Genomic DNA, 13,449 nt, shown 5'->3' on the forward strand with positions numbered 1-13,449 from the left:
GCAGGGGCATCGCATTCCGGCGTCGGATGACCCATGTCAGCTTTCCCTCGTCATTCGAAGGACAGGCTGATGCACCTCACCGGACTTCATCACCTCACCGCCATCACCGCGCGGGCCGCCGACAATGCGGCCTTCTACACGCGGAGCCTCGGGCTGAGGCTCGTGAAGAAGACGGTGAATCAGGACGATGTCTCGGCCTACCACCTGTTCTACGCCGACGGCGTCGCCGCACCCGGCACCGACATGACCTTCTTCGACTGGCCGGCGCCACCCGAGCGCCGGGGCACCGACAGCATCGTCCGGACGGCGTTCCGCGTCTCGGGGGAGGGCACGATCGCCTGGTGGCGCGAGCATCTCGCGCGAGACGGCGTGATCCACGAGGAGCCCGTCCTGCGCGACGGTCGCCTCACCCTGGATTTCGAGGATCGGGAAGGCCAGCGCCTGATGCTGGTGGATGACGGTGGCGCGGGAGAGGCCCATCCCTGGCCCGCCAGCCCGGTGCCGGTGGAGCGGCAGATCCGCGGTCTGGGGCCGATCCGTCTGAGCCTTGCGCGGATCGAGGCGACCGAGGCGGTTCTGGCCGACGTGCTGGGGATGAGCCAATCCCGCACCTATGAATTACCGGCAGGCGAAGTCCGCGTCTGGCAGATGGGGGACGGTGGCGCCGGTGCCGAGCTACACCTCATCGCCCAACCCGGCCTGCCGCCCGCGCGCCAGGGAGCGGGGGCGGTCCACCACGTCGCCTTCCGCGTCCCCGATGCGGACTACGCAGGTTGGGCCGACAGGCTGAAACAGCGCCGCATGCCTTCCAGCGGCCCGGTAGACCGCTACTATTTCAAAAGCCTGTACTTCCGCGAGCCCAACGGCATCCTGTTCGAGATCGCCACCGACGGTCCGGGCTTCACCGCCGACGAGCCGCTGGAGGCCCTGGGCGAGCGCCTGTCCTTGCCGCCCTTCCTCGAAGGACGCCGCGCCGAGATCGAAGCCGGGCTGAAGCCCCTCTGACCGCAAGACGACTACCCCGAGCAGGTTCGGCATGAGACGATCCCCGACGCGGACCGGTTTCGGCTACTCAAGTTCAACAGAAATGGTCGCCGGTTCTGCGTCCTCGAACCGGTGACCGTTCAGAGGCCAGAGCGAGGTGAAGCTTTGGCTGGCCAATGCGAACTACTTACGTCAGACAACGAAACCGTGAACGGGTGTCGATTGCCCGCGCCGCCGTCATTTTTCGCCCGAACCAAGTCACCAGCACTCACTTTGTCAGCGTGATTCTGTTCGAGGGAAGCAACCAATGGAAGGCTCTGTGCGTCCGCTCCATCAGATCGACAAGCATCCGCAACGCTCAGCGATGATTACCAAACCTCCCAAATCAACTCCATCAAGCTGATCGGTCCAGCTCTGTCGGCGATCCTGGCAGGTTACCGACGGCTATATTACACCGGTGAGCACGATCCCCCTTTTCCCGGAAGGACCGTGTCTCGAGTCGGGGGTAGGATCCCGGCGAAAAGAGCATCGAGCTATCGTTTTAGTCTAATTTATCTGAGTAATTCTATCAAAAACAGTAATCGCCTGAAAAGGCGATCGAATTAAGAAATATTTAGCCCGTATTGGCGATAACGCACACCGGAGGCGAAACCTCCCGTCGGCAAGAGCAGTGAAAAGGCCTCCGACATTCTCCCATCCCATCGGAACTCAGGCTGAACGATGTTCAAGTTGTCGATCGCGAAGAAATTGGGGTTTTTCTCAGGCCTTGGCATTCTAATGGCGGTCGGATTGGTCGCTAATCAGTGGATGGGAAACCAGCGGATCACGAGCTCTATCGAAGCCGTCGGCCGAGAGCAGACGATCCTCGACGGCATCAAGAACGCGCAGCTCGGCCTGTCCCAGATTCAGGTCGCCTTCCGCGACGCGCGCCTGTCCGAAACGGAAGAGGCCTACAAGGAGGCCGTCGGCCGTATCAGGACGAGCTTCGATTCAGCCCATGAAGGCCTCAAGGCACCGATCCGTATCGCCCTGAAGCCCGACGTCCTCAAGGACATCGATGCTGGGCTGGCGCAGTTCACGGAACTCGCCCTCAAGTCGGCAGCCACCATTACGTACGACCAGGGTCGCAAGAGGATCGACGAGGCGGCCCTGGCGTCGACGGGGGAACAGCGGAACGGTGCTCGCAGAAAGGCCCTCGTCGCCATCGAGCAATCGCTGTCCAATGCGCAGCGCTTCACGGACGAGGCGCGGCTGTCGTCGACCGGTGCCGTGGAAACCGCCACGCTTCTGGGCCTCGTGATCGGTGGCGTAGCGATCCTCCTTCAGGCCGGCTCGGCCCTCTTCTCGATGATCACGGTCGCCCGGCCGATACGCGGAATGACGGACGCGATGAACCGGCTGGCAGCAGGCGATGTCGAGGTCGCGATCCCGGATCGGACGCGCACGGACGAGCTCGGCGCCATGGCGTCGGCGGTGCAGGTGTTCAAGGACGGCATGATCCGCAACCGCGCCCTCGAGGTCGAAACCGAGCACCTGCGCGGCGTCGCGGAGGCGGAGCGCAAGGCCGGCATGCATGCCCTGGCCGACGAGTTCGAGGCGGCGGTCGGCGGGATCGTGAGCATGGTGTCCGCTGCGGCTACCGAAATGCAGGCTACCGCCTCGCAGCTGACGGCCTCCGCCGAGGAGACGTCGGCCCAGTCCAGCGCGGTTCTGTCGGCCGCCGAGGAAGCCTCGGCCAATGTCACCGCCGTGGCCGGTTCGGCCGAGCAGCTCGGCGCCTCGGTGGCGGAGATCGGTCGCCAGGTCGCACGTTCGGCGGACATGACCGCCGCCGCCGTCCGTGAGGCGGAGCAGACCGCACTGGCGGTGTCGGAACTTCGCGAGGTCGCCGCCAGCATCGGCGATGTCGTGAACCTCATCTCCAACCTCGCCGGCCAGACCAATCTCCTCGCTCTCAACGCGACGATCGAAGCTGCGCGGGCCGGAGAAGCGGGCCGGGGCTTCGCGGTGGTGGCCTCCGAGGTGAAGGAGCTCGCGAACCAGACCGCCAAGGCGACGACGGAAATCTCCGCGAAGATCGGGGCGATCCAATCCTCCACCCGCCAGGCAGCCAGCGCCATCGACGGGATCTCCTCGACCATCCACGGGATCGACGAGACGGCCGCCGCCATCTCCGCATCGGTCGCGCAGCAGGATTCCGCGACTCGGGAGATCGCGGGCTCGGTGGCACAAGCCTCGATCGGCACCGGCGAGGTCAGCGCCAACATCACCGGCGTTGCCCGTGCGGCGCAGGAGACCGGCGCCGGCGCCAGCCAAGTGTTCACCGCCTCGTCGGAACTCGCACGGCAGGCGGAGCGGCTGAGCGCGGAAGTGCAGAAGTTCCTGCATACGGTGCGCGCCGCCTGAACCGAGGGCCGATCGCCCTTCTCCGGTCGAGGACTATCAGCGCCGCCCGCCTCTCGATGAGGCGGGCGGCATGCGTCGCGATGCAGCCCGCTGCCTTGGGCGGACACTCTCCCTCCCTCCCGGTGAGGGCACGGGAGCCCCGCGAATGCCCCTTCCCACCCGCGTTCCCGCAAGATCCTGAGAAGGAATCGGGACGAGGTCGCATCGCCCGAGGCATCGCCGCCCTCAAGTAAGAGCAATTCCAGACAGTTGGCGGTTTCGCTGCCTGCGCGCCTGCTATGCCTTGACGGGCGTGCCGCAGGTGCGAGAAGACCCGGCTGAAGGCCGAGATTCGCAAGCGAAGTTTGAGACGGACCCGTCGATGAGCAAGTTCAACGAGGAGCGTGTACTGAGTGTCCATCACTGGACCGACACGCTGTTCTCCTTCCGCACCACCCGTGACCCCGCGTTCCGCTTCCGCAACGGCGAGTTCGTGATGATGGGAATCGAAGTCGAGGGCCGTCCGCTGCTGCGCGCCTACAGCGTGGTCTCGGCCAATTACGAGGAAGAGCTCGAGTTCTTCTCGATCAAGGTCGAGAACGGCCCGCTCACCTCCCGGCTGCAGCACCTCAAGGTCGGGGACCCGATCATCGTCGGCAAGAAGCCCACCGGGACGCTGGTGCTCGACAATTTGATGCCGGGCAAGAACCTCTATCTCCTCGGCACCGGCACCGGCCTCGCGCCGTTCATGTCGATCATCAAGGACCCGGAGACCTACGAGCGCTTCGAGAAGGTCGTTCTCGTCCATGGTTGCCGACAGGTCTCGGAACTCGCTTATGGCGAGACGATCACGCAGGACCTGCCCAACCACGAGTTCCTCGGCGAGGTCATCTCCGCCGGCCTGATCTATTACCCCACGGTCACCCGCGAGCCCTTCCGCAACCGCGGCCGGATCACCGACCTGATGACCTCCGGCAAGCTGTTCGAGGATATCGGCCTGCCGCCGATGTCGGTGGAGAACGACCGGTTCATGCTGTGCGGCTCGCCGGACATGATCCGCGACACCCGCGAGATGCTGACCAGCGGCGGTTACGTGGAAGGCAACCATGGTGAGGCCGGCCACTACGTCATCGAGAAGGCTTTCGTCGAGAAGTGACGTGCGCGCCGTCTTCGTCGCCGGCGCCGGCACCGAGATCGGCAAGACCTACGTCACCGCGTCCCTGACGCGTGCCCTGCGCGCGCAGGACTGCGCCGTTTCGACCCTGAAGCCTCTGGCGAGCGGTGTCCCGCCCTTCGGCGATCCGGCATTTCGTGAGAGCGACACGGCGATCCTGCTGGACGCACAGGGGATGCCGCTGACGGCCGAGACGGTGGAGGCCTGCTCGCCCTGGCGTTTTGCCGCGCCGCTCAGCCCCGATCTCGCCGCCGCCCGCGAAGGAAGGAGCCTGAGCCTTTTCGAGCTCGTGAGCTGGTGCGAGGCCCGGCTCCAGGGGGGCGCCCCGGAGACGATCATCGTCATCGAAGGCGTCGGCGGCCTGATGAGCCCGGTGACGTCGGAGGCGACGGGCCTCGACTGGCTCAAGGCCCTGGCCCTGCCGACGATCCTCGTCTCCGGCAGCTATCTCGGCGCGATCAGCCACGCGCTCACGGCGGCGGAGACCCTGCGCTGCCACGGCCAGCGGCTGCTCGCCGTCGTCATCTGCGAAAGCCTCGGCGCTCCTACGTCGCCGGAGACGGTCGCCGACGCCATCGCCCGCCATGTGCCGGTTCCGGTCGTCTGCATCGCCCGCGACGGCGAGTGCCCGGAGGCTCTGGCGCGGCTGGTACAGGCCGGCTCGTTAAACCTTACCGCCTGACGACAGTATCAGCGTTCCGGAAATGGCGAGTCTGTCTCGTCCCACCGGGGATTCGCCCAGTGACCGCGCACGATGTCGTCACTTGTGCGATCCGGGGCCATACACCATGGACGGCCCGTCCGTTACTCTTAGGTTCGATACACTCGGGTTCGATCCGGCGGATGCCAGCGTCTTCGGCTTGTCCGTGCAAGGAGTACTCCATTGGCCCACCAGGAAACGGCTCATGGAGCGCCGACGGACGCGCGCGTCGCGCCCCGCGCCAGCCTGCCCCTCCTCCTCGGAGCGCTCGGCATCGTCTATGGCGATATCGGAACGAGCCCCCTCTACGCGTTCAAGGAGGCTGTGCGGGCGGCGAGCGGAGGCGGCCCACCGGCCGCCATCGCGGTCGTCGGCGCGGTATCGCTCATCTTCTGGGCGCTGATCCTCATCGTCTCGCTGAAATACGCGGTGCTGATCCTGCGGGCCGACAACCGGGGGGAGGGCGGCATCGTCGCCATGCTGGCGCTGCTCGGCGCCCGCCATGCAAAGCCGGGCACGCGGCAGGCCGCGCTCCTCGTCGTCGGCCTCATCGGCGCGGCCCTGCTCTACGGAGACGGCGCGATCACCCCGGCAATCTCGGTGCTGAGCGCCGTGGAAGGCCTCAAAGTGGCGGCCCCAGGGCTGGATCATCTCGTCCTGCCGATCACGATTGCGATCCTGGTCGGGCTGTTCCTGGTCCAGAGCAAGGGCGTCGCCTTCATCGGCCGCATCTTCGGCCCGGTGATGGTGGTGTGGTTCATCGTCCTCGCCTTGCTGGGCCTGGGCGGCATCTGGCACGCGCCTCAGATCCTCGGCGCTCTCAACCCCTGGCGCGCGGTGGATTTCCTCGTCCATGCGGGCTGGCATGTCAGCTTCGCCATGCTGGGCGCGGCCTTCCTCGCCGTCACCGGCGGCGAGGCGATGTATGCCGATCTCGGCCATTTCGGCGCCAGACCCATCCGCATCGCCTGGTTCGGTCTCGTCCTGCCGGCCCTCGTCATCCATTATTTCGGCCAGGGCGGGCTTCTGCTGGTGGAGCCCGACGCGATCGAGAACCCGTTCTACCGCCTGAGCCCGGACTGGGCCTATTATCCGCTGATCGCGCTGGCGACGCTGGCCACCGTCATCGCCTCGCAGGCCATCGTCTCGGGCGTGTTCTCGCTCACCCAGCAATCGATCCAGCTCGGATTCCTGCCGCCCATGCGGGTGATCCACACGGCACGCGAGGAGCGCGGGCAGATCTACGTGCCGGTGATCAATTGGCTGATGGCGGCCGCGACCCTCACGGCCGTCCTCACCTTCGGCTCATCCGACAAGCTGGCCGGCGCCTACGGCATCGCCGTGTCGTCGCTCATGGCGATCACCACCCTGCTCGCCGCCCTCGTGGCGTTGAAATGGGGCTACAACCCCGTCGCGGTCTTCGCGGTCAACGGCTTCTTCCTCGCCATCGACCTCGTCTTTCTCGGTGCCAATAGCGTGAAGCTGTTCGAGGGCGGCTGGTTTCCCCTGGTGCTGGCCGGCTTCGTCGCCTTCCTGATGCTGACCTGGCGCAAGGGAAACATCCTGGTGGAGGAGGCCCGCGCGACGTTGCGGCAGCCCGAGGCGGAGTTCATCGAGCAGCTGCGCCGCAAGCCGCCGATCACCCTGCCGGGCAACGCGGCCTTCCTGTCCTCGGCCACGAGCGGGATTCCACTCCACCTGTCGCGCTTCGTCGAGCGTAGCCATGCCCTGCACAAGCGCATCCTGCTCGTCACTGCGCTCTACGAGGAGGCGCCGAGCGTGCCGCGGACCGAGCGCGCCGAGGTGACCAAGATCACCCCGGATATCTTCCGCCTCGTCCTGCATTACGGCTTCATGGAGGACGCCTCGATTCCCGACGGGCTGCGATGCGCCGTCGAATGCGGAACCCTGCCGAAGGAGTTCCTCGACGACCTGACGATCTTCATCGGCCACGAGACCATCATCCCGAAGAGCGATCACCGGGGCATGGCGACATGGCGTGAGACCATCTTCGCCTTCCTCCTGCGCAACGCGGAGGCCACCGGCGCGCAATTCTGCATCCCCACCCGCCAACTCGTGGAGGTCGGCACCGAAATCGAGATCTGACTATTCGGCGTCGGGGCTGCGCGGCATCCGCGCCGCCACGCATTCGCGCATGGCATCCTCGATCTTCGCCGCCTTGGCGTTGCCGTAGGCGGCGACGTCATCGATGCATTTCAGGAAGTACCCGGCGGTGAAGCTTTCGCTGATGCTGTTGAACGACTCGCCGAGACGTGAGGCGATCTGCATCCGGTCCATGGCCGTGCCCTTGGTCCATTCCGTCAGCGGGTCGTTCATCGACAAAGCCTGCGCCGGGGCGGAGACCAGAAGTGCCATCGCCACGAGGACGGCACGGGCAACTGTCTCGTCGAACATCTCGCATCCTCCCATCGGTTGTACCGGCTGAACACCGTGCTTTCGACGCCGGTTTTTCGGGGCAGTTAGCGAAATTTTCTTGTTCAGGCAATAATCTCAAGTCATGCGCTCAAGCTCAAACAGGTTTGTTTATAAGTACTTATTATATAATCTGCTTTGCTCCTCCGATATCCTCCGCCTGCGCTGGCCGCTGCTGAAGCGTTGCCGCCAATCCGGTCCTCCCCACGCCACCCTCACGTGAGTTACCCCCGCCGCCCTTGCATCCTGCCTCACGGCACCGCACAGACCAGATGGCGTTCTTCTCATCTATCCAGCCGGTCGCAGGACCATCTTCCATGACCGATGTCTCACCCGCCCTGGCCTTGCGTCTGCGTCAGCAGGCCCTGCTCTCGGATTTCGGCGTCGAGGCCCTGCGTGCCACCGAGCTGTTGCCCTTGCTGCATCGCGCCGTCGAGCTCTGCGCGGAAGGCATGAAGGCCGAGTTCTGCAAGGCTCTGGAATATTCCAGAGAGCAGGATTGCCTGCTGATCTGCGCCGGTGTGGGCTGGAAGGACGATGTCGTCGGCAAGGCCATCATAGGGGCCGATCTGGCATCCCCGGCGGGTTACGCCTTGAAGACCGGCCAGCCGGTCATCTCCAATCACCTTCAGGTGGAGACCCGGTTTCGCACGCCGCAGATCATGGCCGATCACGGCATCAAGCGGGCCATCAACGTGCTCATCGCCAACCGCGACGGGCATTATGGGGTGCTCGAAGTGGACGACACCCGCGAGGGCAAGTTCGAGGAGGCGGACATCGCCTTCATGCAGGGCTTCGCCAATCTTCTCGGCGGCGCCATTGAGCGTCAGCGCGGCGAGGCGCGGCTGAAGGCTGCCCTGGAACGGCAGGACCTCCTGTCCCGCGAGATGAGCCACCGGGTCAAGAACAGCCTCGCGGTGGTCGCCGGGTTCCTGGCCCTGCAGGCTCGCGGCTCGGACGACGAGAAGGTGAAGGAAGCCCTGGTCGATGCGCGCACCCGCGTCGAGGCCGTGGCCGCGGTTCACGATCAGCTCTGGCGCCAGCCGACCCTCGGCGCCATCGATGTCTCGGGCTTCCTGGAAGCGCTCTGCGGCAAGCTTCAGGAGAGCGCCCGGCGCAACGTCATTCGCTGCGAGGCGGTCCGTCTCGACATTCCGGCCGATCTCGCGATTCCGCTCGGGCTCTTCGTGAACGAGCTCGTCACCAACGCGATCAAATACGCCTATCCCGACGGCGAGGGTGAAATCCGAGTCACCGCCCGTCCGCATGAGGAGGGCGGCCTCGTCATCGGCGTCGCCGACGATGGCGCCGGTCTGCCGGATGGGTTCGACCCGACCCAGGCCCGGAGCGCGAGCCTCGGCATGCGCATCATCAACAATCTCGGCCGCCAACTCGGCGGTCCGCTCACCGTGGCGCCCGATGTGAAGGGCGCGCATTTCTCCCTCAGGATGGTCCTGCCGTCATAGGGAACGCGAACGACGCTTACCCACCATAGCCCCGTCACGAGCGATCGTGACGGGGCATCGGAGGCAAGTCGTCTGAAGGCAGGTGGTCCCCGGACGGTTTTCCGAGGAGGTCTTTCCCGAGTACGGGCCGCAAGGCCCCCGTCTTCACACCAGTCCGAGCTTCTGGGCGAGGCCGATGCGCTGGAGCTTACCGGTCGCGCCTTTGGGGATCTCCTCGAGGAAGATGATCTTGGCCGGCACCTTGAACGGGGCGAGGCGCTCCGAGGCGAAGCCGCGCAGCTCCTTCTCCGACAGGACGTCATGGCCCTCGCGCAGGACGATGGCGGCGACCACGTCCTCGCCGAGCTTGTCGTGCGGCATCGCGAAGGTGATGCATTGCGACACGGCCGGGTGGTCCATCAGGATCTCGTCCACCTCGCGCGGGGAGATCTTCTCGCCGCCGCGATTGATGATCTCCTTCAGGCGTCCGGTGATCGAGAGATAACCCTCCGGCGAGAGGGTGCCCTGGTCGCCGGTGCGGAACCAGCCCTGCTTGGTGAAGGCGTCGGCATTGGCCTTCTCGTTGTTCTCGTAGCCTGCCATCACGTTGTCGCCGCGAATCACGATCTCGCCGGTCTCGCCGGCGGGCAGCGGCTCGCCATCCTCGTCGACGATGGCGATCTCGGGGCCGGCGGCGATGCCCACCGAGCCGGCATAATGCGGCCGGGGCGGCAGCGGGTTCGAGGCCATCTGGTGGGCGGCCTCGGTCATGCCGTAGGCTTCGAGCAGCGGCGCGCCGAACACGTCCTCGATCTCCTTCATCACCTGCGGCGGCATCGAGGAGGAGGAGGAGCGGATGAAGCGCAGCGGGTTGGCCGCGATGATTTCCTTGTTGCGAGCCGCGCGACCGAGGATCGCCTGGTGCATCGTCGGCACCGCCGTGTACCAGGTCGGGCGGACCTCACTCATCCAGCCGAAGAACTTCAGGGCGTTGAAGCCCGGGGTGCAGCACACCTGACCTCCGGCCGAGAGCGGCGCCAGGATGCCGGCGATCAGGCCGTGGATGTGGAACAGCGGCATGATGTTGAGCCCGCGATCCTCGGCCGTGAAGGCGAGGGTGGTGCGGATGTTGCGGGCCGAGGCGCAGACGTTCGACTGTTTCAGCGGGACGATCTTCGGGCGCGACGTGGTGCCCGACGTGTGGAGCACGAGGCCGATATCGTCGGGATGGGCCGGGCCGGAATTGGCGGCCGGCGTCACGGTTCCGGCGGGGAAGGCGAGAGTGAAGCTGCCCGCGCCCTGTTCCGGCGTCGGGGTGAGACGCACCACCGGCACGCCGAGCTTCTCGGCCACCGCGACGGCCGGGCTCTGCGAGCCTTCCGCCGCCACCAGCAGCTTGGCGTTGAGATCGGTCAGGTAGAACTCGAACTCGTCGGCCTTGTAGGCGGGGTTCAGCGGCGCCGAGGTGGTGCCCGCCGCGATGGCGATGAAGGCGGCGGCCATTTCCGGGCCGTTGTCGAGAACGATGGCGACCCGATCGCCACGGCCGATTCCCTGCGCGTTGAGGGAAGCGACGGTGTTCTCCGTGAGCGCCCGCAGGGCTCCGAAGGTCAGGGGAACGCCGCCGGGGCTCGACAGGGCGGTGGCCTCGTCGGCGCCCGCCTGGATCAGCGCGTGCAAGGTGGTTGCGGTCTCGGCCATGGTAGCTGTGTCCTCATCGTCAGTTGCCTTCGGGGAGGAGAAGGCGGTCCGCCGCATGGGGAGCGGCACATGTTCACGCGGATCGGCGGTCGCGGGCGACCGCCGGGGAAACGGTGGTCAGGCCGTCGCGATGGACAGGCGCCCCTGCGCCCGTTCGAGGCTCTGGGACAGCAGCCGCATCAGGGCATAGACGGTGCCGATATGCGGGGTCGGGGTGTCGGTGAGACGACCGAGTTCGATGATCGAGCCGACGAGGGCTTCGAGTTCGATCGGCCGCCCGGCCTCCACGTCCTGCAGCATCGAGGTCTTGTGCGCGCCGACCTTCTCGGCCCCGGCGATGCGCCGCTCGATCCCGAGCTTGAAGGTGATGCCGAGCTTGTTCGCGATGGTCTCCGCCTCGCGCATCATGTCGGCGGCGAGCGCCCGCGTCTCCGGGAATTGGCAGATATCCACCAGGGTCGCGTGCGAGAGCGCCGAGATCGGGTTGAAGCTGAGATTGCCCCAGAGCTTGAGCCAGATCTCCGCGCGGATGTCGCTGGTGACGGGCGCGCGGAAGCCCGCCTTGATCAGGAGCTGAGCCAGGGCCTGGACCCGCGGGCTCATGGAGCCGTCGAGTTCGCCGAGACCGAAACGGTGGCCCTCGATCACCTGGACCACGCCGGGCTCGGTGAGGACGGCCGCCGGATAGACCACCGAGCCGATCACATGCTTCGGGTCGAGATACTCGGCGATGAGCCGGCCCGGATCGGCCGTTTCCAAATGCGTCCCGGCGAGTTCGCCGCCATGGCCACCCGAAAAATACCACCACGGGATGCCGTTCTGCATGGTCACGACGATGGTATCGGGGCCGATGAGGTGGTGCAGATCGGCCGCGATCGGCCCGACCTGATGCGCCTTCACGGTGAGGAGTACCACGTCGTGGACGCCGGCCTCCTCCATGGACTTGGTGGCCTTGAGATTCTTCACGTGGATCTCGGAGCCGTTCTCCTCGATCAGGCGCATGCCGTTGGAGCGGATGGCATCGAGATTGGCCCCGCGTGCGATGAAGGTGACGTCCTCGCCGATATTCGCGAGGCGAACCCCCAGAAATCCGCCGATGGCGCCTGCGCCGACGATCGCGATGCTCATGCTGGTATCCTCATTGTCCGGATGTCGTGTCGGTCTGGTCTGTGCGGCTCAGGGGAAGCGGTTCGACAGGATTCCGATCCCCTCGATCTCCACCTCGACCGTGGCGCCTTTCGGGATCGGGCCGGAACCGTTGGAGGTGCCGCAGGCGATGACGTCGCCGGGTTCCAGCGTCATGCCCCGCGAGATCATGGCGACGATCTCGTGCGGGCGGAAGATCATGTCCGAGAGGGGATAGGTCTGGCGCTCGCGCCCGTTCACCCGCACCTTCACCGAGAGCGCCTCGGGGTCGAGATCGGTGGCGATGGCCGGGCCGAAGGGACCGAACCCGTCCAGTCCCTTGGAGCGCGTCCATTGGGCGAAGCTCGGATCGGCCTTCAGGATCTCCAGCGCGGTCACGTCGTTGACGCAGGTGTAACCGAAAATGTGGTCGGCCGCCTCGTCCGGTGTGAGGTCGCGCGCGCTCCGGCCCGCGACCTTGCCGATGACGATGCCGAGCTCGCCCTCGAACAGGATACGACCGGCGCAATCCGGCACCGCGATCTCGGCGCCGCTCGGGCGATAGGTGTTGGCCGGCTTCAGCAGGAACAGCGGAGCGACCGGAGGGGTCAGCCCCTGTTTCTCGGCCATGGCGGAGAAGTTGTTCCACAGGGCGATGACCTTGCTCGGCCGGCAGGGCAGGTCGAGGACCACCTCGGCGAGGGGCAGGATTTCTCCCGTGGCCCGGGGCGCGTCGAACAGGTCGCCCTCGTGGACAGTGATTTGCTCTCCGTCGAGGCGGCCGAAGCCGGCGCGTCCGTCGTGACGATATCCGATCCAGCGGGCCATGGTTCAGATGCTCCGGGCAACGATACGGGCACGCCAGGGCTTCAGCACGGCGATGGCGAGGAGGGATGCGAGGATGTTGGCGCCGGCGGCGACGAGGAAGACGCCGTCCCAGCTGTTGGTGGCCTGCTGGAGGTAGTTGGCGACCGGGACCAGGAGGGCGGCGGTGCCCTTGGCGGTGTAGAGCAGGCCGGCATTGGTGGCGGCGAACTTGGTGCCGAACGTGTCGGTGCAGGTGGAGGGGAAGAGAGAGTAGATCTCGCCCCAGGCGAAGAACACGAACCCTGAGAGCAGCACGAACCACAGCGGGTCGTGGCCCCAGAGGTAGAGCATGTAGATGCCGAAGCCTTCCATGGCGAAGGCGATGAACATGGTGTTCTCGCGGCCGATCTTGTCGGAGACCCATCCGAAGAACGGGCGGGTCAGGCCGTTGAGTACGCGGTCGATGGTGGCCGCGAAGGTGATGGCGACCATGGTGATGCCCATGATGGTGACCGGCACCTTGTCGACGCCGATATCGGAGGCGATGGGCTTGAGGTTGGCGGTGATCATCAGGCCGCCGGCGCCGACGATGACGAACATGAAGTACATGAGCCAGAAGATCGGCTGGCGGGCGACTTCGCCGGGGGTGTAGTTGCGCCGGGTCTGGATGATGTTGGCGTTGGCCACGACCTCCG

Annotated in this window: 11 protein-coding genes; 6 read left to right on the forward strand and 5 right to left on the reverse strand. The window is 66.0% G+C overall.

Annotation, left to right across the window (positions count from 1 at the left end):
- Positions 1-69 precede the first annotated feature (69 nt).
- From RQI43_RS15410 to RQI43_RS15430, 5 genes are all read left to right on the forward strand, one after another.
- Positions 70-1,005 (forward strand): ring-cleaving dioxygenase, encoded by a 936-nt coding sequence (locus RQI43_RS15410; protein WP_311275714.1) that lies wholly within the window; start codon positions 70-72, stop codon positions 1,003-1,005.
- Positions 1,006-1,791: 786 nt separating this feature from the next.
- Positions 1,792-3,390 (forward strand): HAMP domain-containing methyl-accepting chemotaxis protein, encoded by a 1,599-nt coding sequence (locus RQI43_RS15415; RefSeq protein ID WP_311275700.1) that lies wholly within the window; start codon positions 1,792-1,794, stop codon positions 3,388-3,390.
- 361 nt (positions 3,391-3,751) lie between these two features.
- Positions 3,752-4,525, forward strand: a complete 774-nt coding sequence (locus RQI43_RS15420) for a ferredoxin--NADP reductase (RefSeq protein WP_056454539.1) — start codon at positions 3,752-3,754, stop codon at positions 4,523-4,525.
- Between the two features lies 1 nt (position 4,526).
- Entirely contained in the window at positions 4,527-5,225 is a 699-nt protein-coding gene (gene bioD, locus RQI43_RS15425; RefSeq protein ID WP_405030632.1) for a dethiobiotin synthase, read from the forward strand.
- A 264-nt stretch (positions 5,226-5,489) separates the two neighbouring features.
- Entirely contained in the window at positions 5,490-7,349 is a 1,860-nt protein-coding gene (locus RQI43_RS15430) for a KUP/HAK/KT family potassium transporter (protein ID WP_311275715.1), read from the forward strand.
- Here RQI43_RS15430 and RQI43_RS15435 read toward each other — a convergent pair whose 3' ends face one another.
- Positions 7,350-7,658, reverse strand: coding sequence for a hypothetical protein (locus tag RQI43_RS15435; protein WP_311275702.1), 309 nt, complete (start codon positions 7,656-7,658; stop codon positions 7,350-7,352).
- A gap of 335 nt (positions 7,659-7,993) precedes the next feature.
- Between RQI43_RS15435 and RQI43_RS15440 the strand changes: the two genes are divergently transcribed.
- Complete coding sequence (locus tag RQI43_RS15440; protein WP_056430889.1) at positions 7,994-9,142, forward strand: sensor histidine kinase; 1,149 nt, start codon at positions 7,994-7,996, stop codon at positions 9,140-9,142.
- Between the two features lie 144 nt (positions 9,143-9,286).
- Here the strand turns inward: RQI43_RS15440 and RQI43_RS15445 are convergent, their stop codons facing one another.
- The 4 genes from RQI43_RS15445 to RQI43_RS15460 all read right to left on the reverse strand — a co-directional run.
- On the reverse strand, positions 9,287-10,822 hold the full coding sequence (locus tag RQI43_RS15445; RefSeq protein ID WP_311275703.1) for an acyl--CoA ligase: 1,536 nt from the start codon (positions 10,820-10,822) through the stop codon (positions 9,287-9,289).
- A gap of 117 nt (positions 10,823-10,939) precedes the next feature.
- On the reverse strand, positions 10,940-11,950 hold the full coding sequence (locus RQI43_RS15450; protein ID WP_056430895.1) for a ketopantoate reductase family protein: 1,011 nt from the start codon (positions 11,948-11,950) through the stop codon (positions 10,940-10,942).
- A gap of 48 nt (positions 11,951-11,998) precedes the next feature.
- Positions 11,999-12,775: a fumarylacetoacetate hydrolase family protein gene (locus tag RQI43_RS15455; RefSeq protein WP_311275704.1), complete on the reverse strand. Its 777-nt coding sequence runs from the start codon at positions 12,773-12,775 to the stop codon at positions 11,999-12,001.
- A 3-nt stretch (positions 12,776-12,778) separates the two neighbouring features.
- On the reverse strand, positions 12,779-13,449 hold a 671-nt coding region (locus RQI43_RS15460; protein WP_311275705.1), incomplete at its 5' end, for an MFS transporter.

The sequence above is a fragment of the Methylobacterium sp. WCS2018Hpa-22 genome, assembly GCF_031843785.1.
GTDB lineage: Bacteria > Pseudomonadota > Alphaproteobacteria > Rhizobiales > Beijerinckiaceae > Methylobacterium.